This is a genomic window from Mesomycoplasma ovipneumoniae (assembly GCF_024758565.1).
In the GTDB taxonomy this organism is placed as follows: domain Bacteria; phylum Bacillota_I; class Bacilli_A; order Mycoplasmatales; family Metamycoplasmataceae; genus Mesomycoplasma; species Mesomycoplasma ovipneumoniae_B.
Genome location: NZ_CP079199.1, coordinates 38,069 through 60,241, shown reverse-complemented (window position 1 = coordinate 60,241; position 22,173 = coordinate 38,069). Strand labels below are relative to the sequence as shown.

Annotated in this window: 7 protein-coding genes; all 7 read left to right on the top strand. The window is 30.0% G+C overall.

Annotated features, from left to right (window positions below; all coding sequences use genetic code 4):
• Positions 1–748 precede the first annotated feature (748 nt).
• The 7 genes from KW512_RS00135 to KW512_RS00105 all read left to right on the top strand — a co-directional run bounded on the left by KW512_RS00135 (position 749) and on the right by KW512_RS00105 (position 22,164).
• Entirely contained in the window at positions 749–2,269 is a 1,521-nt protein-coding gene (locus KW512_RS00135; protein WP_258841505.1) for a hypothetical protein, read from the top strand.
• Positions 2,241–4,010 (top strand): hypothetical protein, encoded by a 1,770-nt coding sequence (locus KW512_RS00130; RefSeq protein ID WP_258841504.1) that lies wholly within the window; start codon positions 2,241–2,243, stop codon positions 4,008–4,010. The genes KW512_RS00135 and KW512_RS00130 overlap by 29 nt, the downstream gene beginning before the upstream one ends.
• Before the next feature lie 6 nt (positions 4,011–4,016).
• On the top strand, positions 4,017–4,361 hold the full coding sequence (locus KW512_RS00125; RefSeq protein ID WP_258841503.1) for a hypothetical protein: 345 nt from the start codon (positions 4,017–4,019) through the stop codon (positions 4,359–4,361).
• A complete protein-coding gene (locus KW512_RS00120; RefSeq protein ID WP_258841502.1) occupies positions 4,312–6,090 on the top strand; it encodes a hypothetical protein in 1,779 nt (592 codons plus the stop codon). The genes KW512_RS00125 and KW512_RS00120 overlap by 50 nt, the downstream gene beginning before the upstream one ends.
• A 249-nt stretch (positions 6,091–6,339) precedes the next feature.
• Positions 6,340–7,293, top strand: coding sequence for a phosphate acetyltransferase (locus tag KW512_RS00115; protein ID WP_010321441.1), 954 nt, complete (start codon positions 6,340–6,342; stop codon positions 7,291–7,293).
• Positions 7,293–8,498 carry an acetate/propionate family kinase gene (locus KW512_RS00110; protein WP_258841501.1) on the top strand — a complete coding sequence of 402 codons (1,206 nt, stop codon included), beginning with the start codon at positions 7,293–7,295 and terminating at the stop codon, positions 8,496–8,498. The genes KW512_RS00115 and KW512_RS00110 overlap by 1 nt, the downstream gene beginning before the upstream one ends.
• A 1,648-nt stretch (positions 8,499–10,146) precedes the next feature.
• Positions 10,147–22,164 carry a hypothetical protein gene (locus KW512_RS00105; RefSeq protein WP_258841500.1) on the top strand — a complete coding sequence of 4,006 codons (12,018 nt, stop codon included), beginning with the start codon at positions 10,147–10,149 and terminating at the stop codon, positions 22,162–22,164.
• The last annotated feature ends 9 nt before the right edge of the window (positions 22,165–22,173 follow it).

Here is a 22,173-nt window from a genome sequence, read left to right as displayed (position 1 = left end):
AGTTGAATTTATTTTTATTTGCAAAAATGCTGCTTTGAAGTGTTAAATTCAACCCTATGTCTTAATTTTTGCTAGTGTTTCAAGTAAAAAAGCAAAATTATGAATTTTTAAACTACCTTTTTTAGCTTAAAACACTGGCAAAAACCATAAAAAAAGACAACTACTATTTAAACTCAATGTAAGTAGAAAGCTCGTTTTTATTTACATTGAGCCTAAAAAAATATATGAAGTTTTGAAAGAACAATAATTAAAAGCCCTAAATTTATATAGATTTCTAAACGGTTAAATTTAAGGCATTCCATCATATTTAAAAACATAATGGATAACTCGCATTTTCTGATTTTTTTAGACAAAAAACATAACTAATTCCCCCTTAATTCAATATCAAAATTTATTAATTTATTCTTAGTGAGACTTATTATAACATAATTTTATTTTAGACCAAGCATTTTTTTTTTTTTTTTGCAAAAGACTAATTTTAAACTAATAAAAATTAAGATTTTAGTGTAAAAAACACGGATTTACGCCTATTTTTGCATATTTGTATTCAATAAAAAGTGAATTTTTACCATCAAACTGGGAAACTCAGGAAAATATGCCTGAATTCTAGTGTAATTTATTTTTAGCAATTGATTAACACAATAACTTATTCTTTTAGAATATAATTTTTTAGGTATTTTTCCTAAAAAGTTTTTAGTATATGTTAGAATTTTAATGTTAAAAACTTACATTTAAAAAAGGAAAAAACATGAAGAAAAAGTTAAAGTTTTTTAAGTTTATCACCAATATTTTCGCTGTCACTTCACTTACACTAAGTGTTTTTGGACCGCTATGACATTTTCAAAATACAAAAAGCTATTCAGATTTTAAACTTGAAACTCGTGATATTGATTTATCAAATTCAAAAAAACCGGTAAATTTTGATGATTTAGTCCAAATAGTTTCGACCAAAAACCAACAAAATTCGCTTGTTATTAATGCAAATATTAAAAATTCCCAAACACGTCTAAACAAAACAAGTACTAATTCAGACTCTCCCAATCTAGATGATATTGAAATTCAAATTAATCAAGAAGGTGAGATAATTTTAAATAGCGCTTCACTTGAATTGGTTAACAAAAAAGCTGAACTCTATTTTGAAGAAGGTATACCAAAACTAAAATTAGAAGGTTATGTTTTTGACTTTAGAGAGCTTAAAAATCAAACTCGAGTTGAAAAAACCTTCTTTCAATTCTTTTTGCCTTTTATTCCATTTATTACAAAAGCTATTGCCGCTACCCTTGTCGCAGTAGCAGTTTCTGCACCTGCTGCGGTAACTATGGGAACTTTTCCAAATGTTGCTGGTGTAGGTGCATGATATGGGGGTGGAACAAGTTACTATCCGTCAGTTGGTTATAGTCCTGTTTATCCGTCAGTTGGTTATAACCTTGTTCCTGCGCCAGCTAATAATAACCCTGTTTCTGAGCCAGCTAATAATAACCCTATTACTGAAAGAACTGAAAGCTCAATTGTGGTTGACTTAGATAAATTACCAAAAGCAAAAGGTGAGCCTAGCATTAAAACAATAGCAAATACAAAGGCTTTAGAACTTTCTATTGTAAAAGCAAAAGATAAGGAAAAATTGAGACAATACACTGGAATCCATCTTGCCTGATTTTTTAATTTTCACAATGAAAAGTTAGAACCTCATTTTGTTATTAGTAAGCAGGCAATTCCAGAACCTGCAGCCTGACTTTTAGCGGTTGGAAGTTTGCTAGCCCAATCAGAATTAACCAAAATTATTATTAAAAACTTGTTACCTAGTTCACTAAAAGATAAAATGGATAAAAAAGACCGTGAAAATATGGATAAGAAACTAAATTCACCTATTGATTTTTATTCATATAATCAATCAGTTATGAAAAATTTGGCTATAAAAACAAAATATACAGCAAATTTGATAGTAGGAAATAAAGGTCCAAGAAACCCAGACTATAATTTAAATAAAGATATCGGTTTTACTAATGATCGTTTTGTTGTTGGAAAAGGTCTAGCTAGTGATGCTATTAATTGAACTGACCCTAAAAATGAGTTTGATATTAAACTATATGATAGGGAAAATGAACAATCATACGTAAAAATATTTTTTCCCAGTTATCATGTAAGGAGAGTAAGAATGATAGGGAAAAAGCAAAAGGGCATAAAGAAGGAATTTATACCAAGAGAAAAAATGTTAAATGTTGAAAAGGTGCATTTTTTATATGGAAACCCAAGCAAATTTAGTATCTAAGGCAAAAAAACAGTTAATTAAACTAAAATATATAGAACTTAATATTAAAAGTCGTTGTTCAATTGGCAATATGACTAGGAATGATCTTGATTCAAGGTCTGATTGTCATTACAAGGATTATCTATTTCCAGATTTTTTATACAATTACCTTTATAATGACTTTAATCCTAATCCAATTGAAAGAATTATTAGCTTAAATTATAAACAAGAAGATTATGTTTATAATTTAAGACTAGAAGATATCCTAAAAAGTGTATTTTTTTCCAAAAAACTCAAATATTTCCATTTTTATAACGATATTAGGTGTTTAATTGGCGACTTAGACGACGATGAATATTGTGAAAAAAACGGAAAAGAAAATGTTGATTCTATCTCTAAACTTTATCCTACGTATGGTTTATACGATGGTAAAGCTTTTAAAAAGATTGTTGTTGTCTTTGAAAACTTTGATGATATTGAAAAATGCGAATTTTCAATCTCTTATCCGGCTGTCTTTTCAAAAATATTTAAATCAAAAAGCAGATTAAGAGAAATTGAAGCTTTAATTATTAAGGAAATTCAGGAAAGTGTTCCTTATGCAAAGCCAAAAAATTTAACAAATTACCATGAAAAAATCTTTGATTTTTTATCAAGTAGATATGAATATAATTCAGAGTTTGTAGACATAAATAAAGCATATTTAGGACAAAATGTAGAAAATATCTACAATTTGTTATTAAAAGAGAATTATAATTTTAGTGAAAAAACCCAAATTCAACCAATTCAAAATGTATTTACTTTTGAAACTTATGAAAATTTGCTTAAAAAATTTGAAAAATACGGGATTAAAAAACTTAACTTAAATATTGAAAACCGGGATAAATTTATTCTTAGTTGATTTGATAAATTTGGTCCAGAATATCGAAAGTATTGCATCAAACTTTTTGGTAAAGACGGCAAAAATTATTATGATAATGTGAATAATTGGACAAATAAAATCGAATTAATCTATTTGTTGCAAATTTTATTTGGTCCTAAATATGAATTTGAAGATCTATATTTTTCCCTTAATGAACCTGATTATTTCATTCTACCAAGTTGGGCAAAATTAAAACTTGAAAATTTCGAAATTTTTTACTTTGGCGGGCAAGAATATGGACTTTTTGATGAAATAATTTCCCAATTTGACTCAAAAAACCCAGTTTTTTGATTTAAACCATATTACTACTCCGCCTATGGAGCGGGTGAATCATGAATTTTGCCAATTGCATTAAAAAATTTCATTTTATTGTATGTTGATGGCCAAAAAATTTATTACTGATTTGGCCATTCAAATTTATATAATAATATTTATCAAGGTAAATACGAAATTTTAAAATATTATTTTAAACAAAAATTAGTCAAACTTGAACAAGATATTTTTCTTCGTGATGGCATCGATCCGGCCTTCTTCGTTTCTAGATCGCCAAGGCAAATTGATTTAGATAAAAATGTGATCGAATCATCTATGGAAGAATTAATTTTATATCGGGATGCGTTGAATAAATATCTAAAAGAAACAGACCATGAATTTGAGTTTTTTTGACGCTTTCTAGAAAATACTAATTTATATAGTCAACAAGAAAAAGAATTAATTTCAGAAGTACACGGTCCTTTTACTTGAGATAATGATGATAGAACTGAATATTATGAAGAACTTGCAAGAGTAGATTTTCGCGGTAATAAAAGTAAAAAATTTCTTGAGATAGAAGGTGAATCGTAGATCTTTTTGTTAATTAATAAATTTAATGATAAAAGATTTAAGTTTATTTTTAAAATTCATAACTTGTTTTTCATTTTTGTCTATTTAAAAATAGCAATTTTGATAGTGAATTTATGTTTGGTTGCAAAATGTTCCGAGTTTGACATTAAAGAAAATCTAACCAACAACGGCCAATCATACATAAAAATATATTTTCCCAGTTATCATGTAAGGAGAGCAAGAATGATAAAGGGAAAATTCGCAAAGAAGGAATTTATACCAAGAGAAAAAATGTTAAATATGGAAAAGGTGCATTTTTTATATGGAGAAGCAATTAGATTTAGTAACCAAGACAAAAAAACAATTAATTAAACTAAAATATATAGAAATTAATATTAAAAGTCGTTGTTCGATTCGAAACATGATTGTGAATGATGTTAAATTATCGCTTGATTGCAAATATGATGATGATGATTTTGCATTTCCAATTTTTCTAGCCAATTACCTTCACTACGGCTTCAATCCTAATCATATTGAAAGAATTATTAGTTTAAATTATAAACAAGAAGATTATGTTTATAATTTAAAACTAGAAGATATCCCAAAAAGTGCGTTTTTTTCCAAAAAACTCAATAAATTTCATTTTTATAATGATATTAGGTGTTTAATTGGCGGTTGATCAAACAATGAATATTGTGTTAAAAATGGAAAAGAAAATCTTGATCTTATCTCTGAACTTTATTCTTCATATTATTTATACGATGGTAAAGGTTTTGAAGAGGTTGTTGTTGTCTTTGAAAACTTTGATGACATTGAAAAATGCGAATTTTCAATCTCTTATCCGGTTATCTTTTCAAAAATATTTAAATCAAAAACCGAATTAAGAGAAATTGAAGCTTTAATTATTAAGGAAATTCAGGAAAGTGTTCCTTATGCAAAACCAAAAAATTTAGTAAATTACCATGAAAAAATCTTTGATTTTTTATCAAATAAATATGAATATAGCGCAAAGTTTGTAGATATAAATAAAGCATATTTAGGACAAAATGCAGAAAATACCTACAATTTGTTATTAAAAGAGAATTATAATTTTGACGAAGATACCCAAATTGAACCAATTCAAAATGTATTTACTTTTGAAACTTATGAAAATTTACTTAAAAAATTTGAAAAATACGGGATTAAAAAGCTTAATTTAAACATTGAAAATCGCGATAAATTTATTCTTAGTTGATTTGATAAATTTGGTTCAGAATATCGAAAGTATTGCATCGAACTTTTTGGTAAAGTCGGCCAAACTTATTATGATCATGCGAATAATTGGACAAATAAAATCGAATTAATCTATTTGTTGCAAATTTTATTTGGTCCTAAATATTGAGTTGAAGATTGAGATTTTTATTATCCTACTGAACCTGATTTTTTTATTTTGCCAAGCTGAGCAAAATTAAAACTTGAAAATTTCGAAATTTTTTACCTTGGCGGACAAGAATATGGTATTTTTGATGAAATAATTTCCCAATTTGACTCAAAAAAGCCAGTTTTTTGATTTCAACCATATTACAACTCCGCCTATGGGGGCGGCGATGCATGAATTTTGCCAATTGCATTGAAAAATTTTATTTTATTGTATGTTGATGGCCAAAAAATTTATTACTGATTTGGCCATTCAAATTTATATGATGATATTTATGGAGGTAAATACGAAATTTTAAAATATTATTTCAAACAAAAATTGGTCAAACTTGAACAAGATATTTTTCTTCGTGATGGCAAGGATCCAGCGTTCTTTGTTTCTAGATCGCCAAGGCAAATCGATTTAGATAAAAATGTGATGGAATCATCTATGGAAGAATTAATTTTATATCGGGATGCGTTGAATAAATATTTAAAAGAAATAGACCATGAATTTCGGTTTTTTAGACGCTTTCTAGAAAATACTAATTTATATACCCAACAAGAAAAAGAATTAATTTTACAACAACACCTTATCTATTCTTCAGATAACGATGATAAAACTAAATATTATAATGAAATTGCAAGAGTAGATTTTCGTGGCTATAAAAGCAAAAAATATCTTGAGATGGAAGGAGAATCGTAGATCTTTTTGTTAATTAATAGATTTAAAGATAAAAGATTTAAGTTTCTTTTTAAAATTCTTCACTTGCATTTTTTACATTCTTATTTATTTGAAATATATGTTCTTGAAATATATTTTTTTTACCAGACTAATAAAAAATTCAAATAACTAGTTATTTTCTAGTAATTTATTGATCTTTTTTTTAGTAAAATAAAAAAAATTTTGTAAAATTAAATCTAGTTGATCAAAACTGACCTTTGAAAGGAAAAAATGACATACCAAAATTATCTTGAATTACGACTAAAACAACAAAATGAAACTAAAAGTCTACGTTCAGTTTTAATTATTGACGGACATGATGAACGGGCAATTCAAGCTGCTCAGCAATTAAAAGCTAAAAATTTAGTTAGACCAATTTTACTTGTTGACGAATTATATGAGAATCTTGAAATCGACCAATATTTAGTTGACGAAGAAGAAAAACAAACTTTTATACAACAATTTTTAAAAATCCGTAAAAACAAAGAAACATTAGAATCAGCTGTCGCCCAATTTGATTCTAATGCATTTTACGGTACAATGCTCCTTCGAAACAAAAAAGTTGACGCTGTAATAGGCGGGCTTAATTATCCAACTGCAGAAATTCTTCGAGCTGCATTCAAAATTATCGGACCAAAACCAGATATTAAAACAATTTCTTCCGTAATGATAATGCATCGAGGTGATGAAAAATACTTATTTAGTGATATCTCGGTAAATATTTTACCAAACGAAACTCAATTAGCTGATATTGCTAAAAACGCACTTGACTTTGCAATTCAACTTGGATTTGACCCTAAACCAGCCTTTTTATCATTTTCAACAAAAGGATCAGCCAAATCACCTCAATCTGATGCCGTATCTAGAGCTGTAAAAATGTTCAATGCGACCTCACCAATTGAAGCTTATGGTGAAATTCAACTAGATGCAGCTCTTGACTATAAAGTACGCCGCCAAAAATATGGTGAAAATGTTGCTACAAATGCGAATGTTTTAATTTTTCCAAATCTTGATGCCGGAAATATTGGTTACAAGATTGCTCAAAGACTTGGTGGCTTTGGTGCAATAGGACCAATAATCACCGGAATTGCCGCTCCTATTAATGACTTATCACGTGGAGCAACAGTTGAAGATGTTTTCTACACCGCACTAATTAGCGCACTTCAAGTTGAAAAGGATAAATAATGAAGAGTAAAATTTTAGTTATAAACGCTGGTTCATCCTCAATTAAATGACAAATTTTTGAAAAAGATACATTAGATTTGCTCGGAGTTGGTCTAATCGAAAGAATTGGACTTCAAGAAGGCAAAATCAAAATGACATTTGACGAAAAAAGCTACAACTTGAGCAAAGATTTTCCGACTCATTCAGATGCCTTAGAGAGTCAAATTCAACTTTGAAAAGACAATAATTTAGTCCAAAACCTAGAAGAATTTGAGCTTGTCGGATTTCGAATTGTTCACGGGGGCGCAAGTTTTAATGCTCCAGCTCGCCTTGATGATTCAGCAATAGCAAAAATTGAAGAAGCAGCAAAATTTGCACCTTTGCACAATCCAGGGGCGCTTGCAACTATTAGCGCTATTAAAAAATTACTTCCTTGAGCAAAATTATCAGCAAGTTTTGACACCGCTTTTCACGCAAGTATCCCTAAAGTTAATTACACATATCCAATTAATACCCAAATAGCAAACAAGTACGGAATAAGAAAATACGGATTTCACGGCATTTCTCACAAATATATAACAACACAAGTTGAAAAAATCTATAATTCTGATTCAGTTAATTTTGTAAACATGCACATTGGGAATGGGATTTCTTTGTGCGCTGTTAAAGATTCGGCTTCAGTTGATACTTCAATGGGAATGACACCACTTGCTGGTGTTGCCATGGGAACCCGAAGCGGTGATATAGACCCCTCAATTTTAACCTACCTAGGAACAACAGCTCATTTTTCCTTCACTGATTTAGACACACTTTTAAACAAACAATCAGGACTTTTAGGACTTTCAAACGTTTCTTCTGACCTTCGGGATGTCATTTCTGCTGCAGACAACGGTAATCAAGATGCAAGTTTTGCCCTTGAAGTTTATGTGCAAAAAATTGTCGACTATCTAATTAATTATATTAATAAGGTTGGTAAAAACATTAAAGCTTTAGTTTTTACCGGTGGGGTAGGCGAAAATTCAGCACTAATTCGCGCTTCGGTAATTGCAAAAATTCAATTACCGAAGTTGAATTTAGTTCTTGATCAAGAACTAAATTCAAGACCAATTCCAGAATTTGGAGCTATTGAAAAAATTTCAGCACCAGAATCAGATCTTGACATTTTCGTAATCAAAACAAACGAAGAACTGTTAATAGCAAAAAACGCGCTCAAAGTTTGAAACTAACATTTATTAAGTTTTGAAAGAACCCATAATAAAACCAAAGTATTGACATTATGCAATATTTTTGTTTTGATCCAAGCATTTTTTAAAAATTTTGTGCGGATTAATTTTGGCGAGTTTCCCAGTTTGATGAGATAATCTTAAAAAAGTGTCCCGGTTTAGTTTTGGGCACTTTTTTAACTTTTTTGGCAAACTCAGAAAAAATAACTATCAAGAAAAACACTAAATTTTAAATCTAATGCTCACGAATGCAAAATCTACTTATTAATAAAATAAGGAAAACTAAAAAAAGCTAAAATTTTACCTTAAAAAGCAAAATTATGAAATTTTTAAACTACTTTTTTAGCTAAAACACTGCAAAAAATCAATTTATGGATACACTGACAAAAACCATAAAAAATACAACTGCTATTTAAACTCAATTTAAATAGAAAACTCGTTTTTATTTAAATTGAGCCTAAAAAAATATATGAAGTTTTGAAAGAGCCATAACTAAAGGCCATAAATTTGTAGATTTCTAAACGGTTAAATTTATGGCATTCCATCATATTCAAAAATATAATGGAAAATTCGCGCAATCAGAGCGCATTAGACAAAAAACATAACTAATTCCCCCCTTAATTCAATACAAAATTCATTAATTATTCTTAGTGAGTTTAATTATAACATAACTTTATTTTTGACCAAGCATTTTTTTAAAAATTTTTGTGTGCATTAATTTTGGCTAGTTTCCCAGTTTGATGAGATAGTCTTAAAAAAGTGTCCTGGTTTAGTTTTGGGCGCTTTTAACTTTTTTGGCAAACTCAGGGAAAATAACTATCAAAGTAAAAACACTAAATTTTAAATCTAAGACTTATGGATGCAAAATTTACTTATTAATCAAATAAAGCAAACTAAAAAAGCTAAAATTTTACCTTAAAAAGCAAAATTATGAAATTTTTAAACTACTTTTTTAGCTAAAACACTGCAAAAAATCAATTTATGGACTAAACAACAAAAACCATAAAAAATACAACTACTATTTAAACTCAATGTAAATAGAAAACTCATTTTTATTTACATTGAGCCTAAAAAAATATATGAAGTTTTGAAAGAACAATAACCAAAAGCCCTAAATTTACAGATTTTTCAACGGTTAAATTTAAGGCATTCCATTATATTTAAAGCCATAATGGAAAAAATGGCATTATCTAAGTTTATTGTGGCAAAAACATAACTAATCCCCCCTTAATTCAATACAAAATTCATTAATTATTCTTAGCGAACTTTATTATAACTTAAAATTTTTTTAAACCAAGCATTTTTTTAAATTTTTTTTGCCTAGTAATTTTTGCCTAAAATCTTTGATTACTAAAAATATTTTTTTATTTTCTTTTGATTTTAAAATATTTTAGTATAATAAGGTCATACTATCGAGATATTTTACAAAAATGGTTAATTACTAAAAATATTTTTTTATTTTCTTTGGATTTTAAAATATTTTAGTATAATTAAGGCATACTATTGAAATATCTAGTAAAGTCTAAAATTTATTTTACCTATCTACTTTTATTTAAAGAAACAAAGTTGAAATAATTTCAAGCTTTGTTTTTTGTTATTATTAAACAAAAAACTGGTAAAATTAGAATATTATATATAAAGAGGAGTAATTATGGCTGAAAATCTAACAAAAAAAGAGAAAAAATTAATGAAAGCAACCAAAAAACGTGCAATCATACTTTCATTACTTGCCTTTGGTGGACTTAGTATTGGTTCACTCAGTTTTCTTCCTTTCCTTTTAAAGTCTTGAAATACACTTCAATATAATATTGTTGATTTTAAACATATTAATCGTGATAATATTGGTTATGAACTTGAATTTGCCTTAAGTGATTTAGATTCATATAAACTAAATTATCAAGATTTAAACGTTGACTTTACAGCTGACGAGCAAGGTAATGATGTAATTGCTTCACACAAAGCCGTTTATGATGAATTTAGTCGAACTTGAAGACTATCTTCAAATTATAACGGTCTTAGTTTTGGTAAAAGATACTATCTAAAAGTTTATCTTGATGATAAAAAGCAAAAAAGATTTTCAGCCAAAAAGGTAATTGCCTTTGGTCAAAATGTTAGCAATTTTGTTGATACTCCGCCAGCAGTTTCAACAATTAATTTTCAAACAAAAACTCCTTCTAGTGCATCAGTTTCGCTAAAATTTGCCGATGAGGCTGCCAACCTCGAGGGCAAAAAAGTTGCCTTAGAGTATTATTTTATTCTAAAAAATCAAGCAGGCAACACTGATCCACTTAGCAGTTCTCAGGAAATTCACACTTCTTATGTAGATTCAGCTACCGTTAAAAACGGAGTGGCTGAATTTAGTCTTGAAAATCTCCATCCAGGAATGGATTATAAAATTAGTGCAATTCGTTATGTTGACAGTTCTGATTCAAGCAGTGAAATTCCGCTTGTGCCAATGCAAAAAATTGCCCTAGCCCCACAAATTAACTACGAACAAGATGCCCAAAAAGAAAAACTTTTTGAAGCAACAACTGACAAATATAATTATCGTGCTGATTCATTAATTGACCAAAATTTAACTTTTGACTCAAAAAGACTTACTGTTAATTTTTCAACTCTAGATACTAGTCCTAACTTGGAAAACAAACCAATCAAACTAAACTATACAAACATTCAAACAGGTCAAAAATTTAGTGTCAGTTCAGTTTTTGCTGCTAATTTAGCGAGCTTTGATCTAAGAAATTTAGCCCCAGGTTCATCTTATCAAATCGAAAGTTTTGAACTTGAGTCATCAAAAGTTGAATTTGGCAAAACTTTTATTAAAAACTTTTATACACCAAGTGCAATTGTTGAGTCCAAAATTGCAATAGGCGCAACTTTTGCCAAAATTGACTTATCTGTTGTCTCAGTTGATAATTTAGAAGGAACCCGAGCGCATTTATATTTAGATGATAATTCAATTCTTCCAGTTAGTGGTGTTTTTAAAAAAACTGACAGAGTAAATTCTTACCAAATTAGTTTTGAGCCAAAAGGACTAACAAATAGAACAAAGTACAGTCTTGATAGAGTTGTTTTTGGCGGGCTAAATCCAAATTCAGTTTTTGCTAAAAACAAAGATGCCTATGACTATTTAAATTTAGCTTGAGATAACAGTCTTGAGTCTGGCTCATCAAGTCGTAATTTTATTACTTCAATTTCTGATCTAAGAACTTTTATTAAGTTAGAGCCAAAAATTCTTGCCTCAAAAGTTGAATACACTTTTGGCTTTGGTCTGGATTCATCATTTTTAAATGACAAAGAACTTTATTTATACTATCACAAAAAAGACGAGCCCAAAAAACTTTATAAATCAAAAGCAAGTTTCCCTCAGAGTTCAGAAATTAAATTTGAACTTGAAAACTTTGAAAGTTCAACAACTTATAAACTTGATAAAATTGTCATTTCTGACTATCCAGAAGTTGCAGTGGCAATCAATTTTGATCAAAACAAAAACACCCAGCAAAATTTACCTTTGGACGAATTTTTTGTCAAATATTATGTCTCAGACATTAGTTTTGAAAACATTAACCAAACAAGTGCGCGTGCAAATGTAACAATTCTTGGTGATTTTAAAAATATTTCAAAGACAAATTTAGACTTAAATGCAAAAATAACATTTGGTCAACCCGGTTTTGCTAATTTAACAAAAACTCTTAACTTAAATCTATCAAATTTATCAACCATTAGTGTTTCTGCCCAAAATTCAGTCCAAAATACACACTACACATTAGCTGATGATAAACTTATTGTTCATTTTGATCTTGAAAATTTAGATCCTAAAACTGAATATCAAGTTGCTGATGTTGAAATACTGGGAAAAACTGATTTTTTTAGTTCCGAAGGCGTTCTTGATTTAAATGCAAGATTTACAACTAGCTTCCAAAAAGTTAAAATAATTGGTGCAAACTTTGAATCAATAAGTCTAACAAGTGCTAAGGCTTTAATTTATTTTGATCCAAATTTCAATCGTTATTTAAATGGCAAAAAATTTAATGCAATTTTTAAATCTGAAGACAACCAAGAAGTTAAATCCCAACCTTTAGATTTAAATGCAAATACTGATTCATATTCAGTTCTTGCAAATAATTTAATTTCAGTGAAATTAGAAAATCTTAGTCCTGGGAAAAAATATACTTTTTTCAAATTAGAACCAGCACCAAACCAAGACGAGGTTTTTGATAATTTAGAGTATAAATTTATTGACTTGAACCAACAAGAAACTGATAATTTACCTTATTTTTATACTCTTAGTGATATTGCTTCAATTTCAGCTCAGCCTACTCAAGACAGTGCAAAATTGGTTGTTAATTTTACCACAAAAGATCCAGAATATAAAAAAAGAGCAAATTCTTCATTGAAAAAAGCGGTTATTTTCTTAAAAAATAACGCAACTGGAACAATGGCCTCAGCCCAAGCTGATCAAATAAAATTTGAAGACGGCACAAACAAAGTTGAATTTAATGTTCAAAATCTTGATAAATTAAGTCACTATACAGTTAGTGAAATTTTAGTTGATGCCCAAAAAATCGAATTTGCTCAGCCACTAAAAGAAGAATCAGCTCCACAGCGTAATTTTGCTACGGTCGCAACTACTGCAAAAGTTATAAAAGTAGTCCAAACCCAGCAAAAACACGATAAAATCGGAATTGAATTATCATTTGACCCAGTTAGTGATACTTTTTTAGCTGGCGATACAATTAAAGTTGTTCTTCAAAATCAAAGAGATCAAAAAACTGTTGAAGCAAGTGCGAGTGTAGATCCAAATTTAGTATTAAAACTAAATTTTGACTCAGTTGAAGCTGGTTCAGAATATTCTATTTTAAGTATTACTAATGAGACAAAAAATAAAGATATTCAAACTTCTGTTGGCTTTTTATTTGAAAAAACAGTTAATAATTACAGCCCAAATCTTGAAAAAACAAGTATTGCCTCCCAAAAATTTTACTCATCTCCTGAGCTAAAATCTTTTAATGTTACTTCAAACAAAGACGAAAGTGTTAAAGTAAAACTAGCTTTTGCTGATGCCCAAAAATTACTTTTACAACAAGTTGCAGGTCAGGCAAAACAATTAACTCTTTTATTAAAAAACACCCAAACTGGCGCAATTGTAGCCTCAAGTGCTAGAGCAGAAGAAAAAAACAGTCAAATTGAAGCTGACTTTACTTTTTCAAATCTTGATCGGGCAGCAAAATATGAGTTAGTTTCAGTTAATGACTATTCTCGTCCTGATCATTTAATTTTTAAAGATGATAATAATTTTAAAGACGACAATTCTAAGTCTTTTTTTGTCAATGTTGACAGTATTGAGATTAGAAATCTTGTTTACTCAGATATAAAACAAAACTCAGTTAAGGCCGAAATTTATTTTGACCCAATTAGAGATGCTTATTTGGCAGGCAAACAAATTGAAGTGGAAATTAAGCAAGATAGTGATCCTGTAGCCCAACTTGTTACCGTTGATGCTCTTGCACAAAATTCAACCACTAAAAAAACAGTTCAAATTACAAGATTATCTGATGGTCGTCTACGAGCTGAAGTTGTTTTTGATAATCTTCGTGAAGGAACTGACTTTAAAATTGCCACTTTAACTTTAGCCAACAATTCTGATGTAAAAACTAATGATCAATATAAAACAACTGGTCCTAAATTCAAAATAGTTAATGATTTTTTAGCCCAAACTGATGCTAATACTTCAAGAGCAGCCGAAATTACTGCCGAATCAAAACAAAAAACTCTTAAATTTGCAACAGATGTTGTTGCTTCAAGAATTGAATTTAACCCAACAGATTCAACACAAACAATTGACAAACAACAATCAGCAAAAATTAAAGTTGAGTTTTCTAATTCAAATAATGAAATACTAAAACTAAAAAAAGACCAAGTTGCTACATTAACACTAATTAACAAACAAACTGGAAAATTAGTATTAGCTTCAGCAAAAATTAAAGCCGAAGATTCAGTTGCCGGCCAAAAAGCCGAAACTTCAGCATCAGTTGAATTTGAATTTAATAACAATTTAGAAAAACTAACAAAATACGAAGTTAGTTCAATTCAAGTTGTTCGGCCAAATGGTATTTATTCAATTCCTTTTTCAACAAGTCTAGCTAATGAACCTAAGACATTTGTAACTCAATTAACCACTGTTAGTGTTAAAAATATTTCTTATGTTGATGTTTCAAAAACTAGTGTTGAACTTACAGTCTTTTTTGACTCAGTTAATGATGATATTTTAAATGATCAATTTGATGCTGAACTTGAATATGTTCTAAAAACTAACGAAAATGAAATTAAAAAATCATCAAAAGTAACAATTTCAAATAATCAAGCTGTATTTTTAATCGAAAATCTTGATGAAGCAAGTACTTATGAAGTTAAAGATTTAAAATTATCAAAAAAAACAGTAACTCGCAGTACTCGTTCACTTCGCCGTGTTCGCCGTCAAGCCCCAGCTGTTAGTTCAGTTTCAGATAATATTAATGTAGTATTTGATCAAGCAGAAGTTGAAACAAAACAAAAAAAATTCTTTTCAACAAAGTCTTTAATTTCTGAAATTAAAATTGACAAAACTTTACTTGAAGAAAAGCTAACAGCGATAATGCCTACTTTAACTCTTGAGCAAACTAATTTAACTGATACTCAAGCTGGTATTGAACTTAAAATTAAAGATCCAAAACAATTTTTCAAAGATTATGTTGACGGATCCAAAGCAGCTAATGCATTTCAAGATATAAAATTAGTTGTAAAGTCAAATCGTACAGGTGCAATTGCCCAGGCAGGTGCCCAGATTAGTTTTGATGAGGCAGCGAACGAGGCTACTGTTAAATTTTTATTAGAAGATTTGGAAAAATATACAGTTTATTCAATTGTTGATATTTTTGTTAGCGGTGTTCGCCTTGGATTTTTAAATAGTCTAACTGAAAATCAAAAAGAATTTGCAACAACTGCACGGGACGTTACTCCTAATTATATTGCCCAAACTGAATTTAAACGTCATGGTGCGGTTCTAAGAATGCTTTTTGATATTAATAAAAACTGATTTTTAGTTAACAATAAAGTTAGGCTAACATTTAAAAAATTCCAAGCTGCAGATCAAGACGACCCTGATCTTAGTGTTGAGACAACTGTTGACAAAGATGGTCTTGCTGTTTTTAACATTAAAAAAGATGACCTAGCAGATAAAGTTCCAGTTGGAAGTCGTTTTGAAATTTCAAAATTGGAATTTGTTCCAGATGTAGACCAAAACCAAAAAGTAGTTCAATTTTTCCCACTAAAAACAGTAACTCCAACTGATACAACTAAAACACATTCAGCAAGTCAAGCTTCAAGTCTTGTTCCTTTGGCTCGTTCTCGTCGTAGCCTTAGCGTTTTTGATAATTCTTCTTCTGGGGTTAGTTCATTTCAAGATAATTCTCAAGCCTCAGGTTCTGTAGCTTCTCCAGCCCCTGCAGATTCTCCGGCCGCTCCAGCTACTGCTGGTTCCCCTGCAACAACTTTAGCTAATACTAACTTTTTGGGCGTAAATATCTCAACAACTCCGCTTCAAGATCCAACAACACCTTCTTTACCTAATCCAGGTCAAGGCCTTAAGTCTACTTTTGATACAGCTTCATTTATTACCGCGGTAGAAAAAGTTAATCTTTCAGGAACTAATGCTGAATTAAGAATTACATTAAATTCAACTTTATTATTAGATGTTCAATCGCCAACAATTAAATTAAAATATATTGATATTACTGATGGTGTTGAATATCAGGCTGATTTAGTTGGAAATCCAGTTCAGGGTTCAAGTAGTTCTGAATATACTTTTAGTGCAACAAATTTAAAAACACTAAATTATTACCAAATTGTTTCAGTTATTTACCAAGATAACCAAGGAGTCCAACAAAGCCTTGCTTTTGATGATCAATTAGTCAAATACGAAGACAAACTATTTCGAACAACACCAACTAGTTTTAGTGTTAAAAAAATTGAATCAAACTATAATTCTACTAACAAAACAGCGAATGTTAAAATTACACTTGATGAACAAGTTGCCCAATATTTAGAAAATTACACCGTCAAAGTTTCTTATCAACGGATTGACAAAACAAATGCAAATACAACAGTCTCAAGTGTTAATGGGATAATTAATTCTGATTCAACTGTTAGCGTTGTTTTTGATGATAACTATACTGACTCAAGTCAAAAAAGTCTTACTTTACCTGAGGCTGCAACAAACTTAACAGTTGATTCTGAAACTAATACACTTTCAAGTCAACCTGGAAATGTTGAGCAAAGTGTTTCTAATGAAAACAAGGCAATTGATCAAAACAAATTATTTGAAACTTATAATTATAAAATCACAAAAGTTGAACTAGTTCAAAAACCAAGTTCAACTTCTGGTCGGGCAAGACGAAGTGTGGCAAGTCCAAATCTTGTTGATTTTAACTCAAGTTACAATTCTTCAGCGACTTTTGATACAGAACAATCAAGCAACAAAGCAATTAATGAAACGTCAATTATTCAAACAATTCCAATTGCTTTGTATGATCAGTTAATTTATACCGAAGAACAAGATAAAACTTCAGGAATTACAACAAAAATTTATGCTTATTTTATTTCCTCCGAAGATCTATCTGATCAAGAAAGTGATAAAAATAATTTTCGAGTACAGCTATACAATGAATCTCTTAAAAAATATGAACAAATAAGAAGAGCTAGTTCAATTAAAAAATTATCAAGCTCAGGAACAGGTCAGTCATCACATTTTTATGTTGCTACTTTTGAGTCTAATTTAAATAAAGCTTCGCTTTATAATATCGAATTTTTTGCTTATAAAGATCAAAAAATTGAACTTTCTGAGTATAAAACCCAAAGAGTTGACAAAAGCCAATTTACAACTCCAGGTAAAAAAGCTTGACTCACTAATTTTTCCCAAGTTGGTGCCTATCAAGATCAGGCAGCTAATGTTATTTTCCAATTTGACGAAAAAGACGAGTATCTCTGAAGAAACAAACACAAAATTGAACTTGAAATTACCGAAAAACTTGATCAACCGACTAACCCTCCAACTCCTCCGGCTACACCTACTAGTCCTTCAGTAACTAAATTTAGTTTTATTCCTGACGGTCCAATTTCACGAGTAACAATTGATAATGCTAGTTCAAAAGATAGCACAACCCAGGCTAGTTTAGCCCCAAATAAAACTTATGAAATTACTAAATTTACAATTAAAGAAGCTACCTCGCCAACTTCTTCAGGTGGTGGTACACTATCAACTTCAAATCCTAGTTTAAAAATTAAAACTGTTGACGGCCAAAGCCCAGCTAGTCCAACAGAATTAGGGCAAAGTAAAATGGAAGTAGCTAAATTCGACTCAGCTGAGGTCGAAAACTCTCAACCTGATCAAAAAATTCCATTTTTTGAAACAAAAGCTCAATTTACATATGAAGAAGCAACTAATTTTCAGCAAGATGATAATACAGATGCTGACGGAAGATCAGCGACATTAGAATTTAATTTTAACAAACACTTTTTACAAATTCCAAAAAGTTTTGCAACAATTACTATTGCTCGTTCAGATTCTACTTCAGGTGCAGCAGCTCCAGCTCCAGCTCCAACTCCTGGAACTCTAGTAGATAAAAAAGAAATTAGTTTTATATCCCAATCTCAATATGACCCAACAACTGGAAGAGTTACTTTTAAATTAAATAATCTTGATAGATTTCATACTTACGATATTAAGAATTTTGAAATCGGTGGAGTTAAAATTGATAATTTAGCTAGTTCAACACAATTAAAATTTACCCCAACAGTTCAAAAAATTTTCCTTGCTGACTTAGAAGTTACAGACTTAAGAACTGGGACTAATGGAAATAATGGAATTAATGGAACTAATACAGCTCCTGGTTCTGCCCAACCTTCAGGTTCTACTCAGCCTTCTGCTTCTACCCAAACTTCAGGAGGACTTGAACCTACAAAAGAAGATGGATCAAAAGTATTTGGAAATGTAAGTCTTTATTTTGATAGTGATAATTCATTTTTAAACGGTGCAACATTTCAGGTTACAATTAAAGATAAAAATAATAATACTGATATAGCTACAATTAATGATCTGCAAGTAACTGAAGATCAAACTAAAAAAACAACTCCTTATAAAGTTGACATTGATTTAGCTAAAAATGCTCCAAATCAAATCCAACCAGGAACCAAAATTGGCTTTGAATTTACACTCAAAGAAGTTTCAAGAGACACTGATCTTAAAGGCGCAAGACCTGAAGATATTGTAATTGCTGTTCCCGAAAGACAATATAATTTAGAGTATGCTCCTAAACTGGAATCAGAAGTTATTATTCCAACTGTTATTGAGTCTTTTGTTGTTACTGATCTTAGAGATACCTCAGCTCGACTAAAAATTAAACTCAAAGGTGATCCAGCCAACTTTGAGCGGGTTGTTAATAATCCAATTGTTTTGTCTATTCAACCTGATCCAAATAAAGAAACCAATGGTAAAATTCCAATTACTTTAATTAACCAATCACAAGTTACAAATTTTAAAGATAAAAATATTTTTGAAATTGAATATGAGCTTGAGAATTTAATTCCTAATGTTGAATACAAAATTTTAAAACTTCAAGGTCAAGATCTTGAAATTCCTTTTGGTGAGCGTGAGTACAAACTTAAATTAGAACAAAGCACAAGCGGCGGCGTAGGATCAACTCAAGCCGAAGCTTATTCAAAACCAAGAAAATTCAAAACCCCTTTCACTGAACTTTCACCTGAAAGAATTATTTTAACCCAAGCAACTAGACAAGATGCTCCTCGTGGAAAAGAATATAGTCCCGAAAATTTAACCCTAAATTTAGATCCAGTTTCAATGTGATCACTAAATGACAAAAAAATTAGTGTTAAATTTAAACCTGTTGGTCCTAATGGTGAAGAATTAACAACTGGAGACAACAGTCAAGAAAGAGACTATAAATTTGTTGTCAGTTTTGACCGAGCTAAAAAAGCGCTCGTTGCAAGTCTAAACAACAAAGATGTCACCGATGCTCGAGATGGTAATCTCTATCCTTCAACAACTTATAAAATTAGTCAAATTCAGACAGTTGAAACTGATGGCTCAGCCCCACTTACTTTAAATCTTGATGACACCCAAGGCACCACTAACACTAACAATCTTAAGTTTACAACTCAACTTGCCCAACCTCCTTTAGTTCAAGCTGGTATAACTAATTTTTATAATCATTCAGGGAAAGAAGATACTTTTGAGCAAACTATTTATTTTGCTTTTGATGATCCTTATTTTGCAATTGATGAAGCATCAATGAAAGACTGAAAATTAATTCTTCAAGGCGTTACTGATAAAAACAAAAACAATAGTTCTACAGATTCAGCAAGTTGAGAAGAAGTTGCAAAATATGAACCAGGCGCAATAGGCTCAAAAGTTGAATTATATAATCCGCGCGAGCTAGCTGGTCCGCCAAGTGAATATAGCGAAAATGCCGAATTACAAAGACTTTTAATTCAAAAAGATATTATTGACCAAAAAATTGAAGTAATTACTGAAGATATTAAAAATTTCGAAAAACAAGATGAAATTCGTATCGGCTTGCTTAAAAAGTTAGCAACTAATAGTTTTAGGTCTCAATATGAGACAATTCTAAGAGCTGAAAGCACCGAAATCCTTAAGGCAATAAATAAACGTCGAGAAGACTTAGAAAGACAAAGAGAAAAACTTGATGACATTCAAACTTTGATAGATTATAATAGACGCGATGAAGGTGCTTCTAACTCAGATATCAATCCTTATCGTCGTTACTTTGCCTTTAGTCTCAAAGGCGATGCGTCTTGACTAAAGTATTACAAAATGCGTGTTGCTATTCAATATAAATATTTTAAGGATAATGATAATCGAAAAGAATCAACTCAATCTAAATTTATAGGGCAGCTTTCAACTAATCAGACAAATAATACTAACACAACTAGTCCTTCAAATATTTTAAAATTTGAGCTTGCTGATTTTGCTAAATATACAAACAGAATTTTGCTCAAAAAATCTGAAATTAAGCCGCTAAACCAAATTGGTGCATACATCGAAATGGAATTTGAAGATCCTAAAAATTTGTTAAGTTCATTAAAAGATAGATTTGATAAGGCTAAATTTCAAAATGATGATATTAATAAATGAGTTGAATTATCTTCTGACGTTCGTTTTGATAATCAGTCAGGAGTAATAAAAAATCCCGGTTCGCTAAATAATCACCCAACATATAAAGTTGATGCTACAAACGATGATGGATCAAGTATTTATAGTCGCTCAACAAACCAGTGAACATCTAATAATTCAAGTAGTTATAATTTAGATTTTGATGTAAAAGTTTATGATTATAATCTTAAAAATCCTTTTTCATCACTTTTGACTTCTCCTACTAAAGAATATATTGATTTAGTTAGAGAAATCCCTAAAATTGTATATCCACAAACTCAATTAAGAGAAAATCAAGTTCAAAAAAAGTTTTATACGCTTAGACTTGCAAAGTTTGAGGTTGATGATCAGCAACCAAATAAAACTGTAAAAATTGGTTTAATAATTACATATCATTGAACTTCTCCAGAATCATTTGCTAAGAAAATTATTTCAATTTATCCAAAATTTTTGAGTAGTTTAGCAAACCATAATGGTATCGATATTAAAGACTACAAACCATTAGTTCCTACGTTGTCAGAAAACATAAATTTAACTTTTATGACTTCACCAATAATTCAAAAAGAAGATCCATATTGAGGTAACTTTTGAGCAAATCCATCCGGAAATGTTTGATATAGTTCCGAAATTCGTCAATTTGATAGAGATACACAACCAAACCAAATTATTAATGCTTTTGAAAACTCTCTCGTACAAAAAGTACTAAATAATTTTAAAAATGATAGAGACTTCAAAGAAGAAAAAACCTTATTCATTGGTCCAACAGGTCCGATTAAAACACTAAGTGATACTCCAACAAAGGCTGACGATAACGATCCGATGCAACAATATGTCAAATGACAAAAACAAGGAAATCGAACCCTCAAGCAAATTGTTGAAGGAAATTTCTTTCACAACAAAAAACAGAGAAGTCCTTTTGGAATTAAATCAACAGAATATAATAAATCTAATAAAATTTTTACAATACAATTCCAAAATCCTTACGGATCAATTGAAAGAGTTCAAGAAATTATGCCAACGGTTTCATATGCAGCCTTTATTGATCAAACGGGAAAAATTTACTTGTTTGGAAACAAAAATGGTAATCCAATTAGACTCCAAGATGATATATCTACTAGAAATTTAACCCTAGAAGTAAATCTTGCACCGGCAACTTGATCTGAACAAGATCTTCCTTCCGAAAATACAAATTTAAACTTTATGGGATTGCTTGTTTTTCCATATTTACCCCCAAATTTTGTTCAAAATAGATTTTTAAGGGATGATGTTGGCAAAAATACATATGTTAAAGAGCAACAGTACCACGAATCTACGCATAACGATAAAACTCATAAATACCTTTTGCCAGTAAAAGGATATCAAGGACTTCAGGTTGATGCTCAAAATCCTTATTTTATCCCATGAACCAAACATGATAATGCATGAGGTAGAATCATTTATTAATAAATTCAA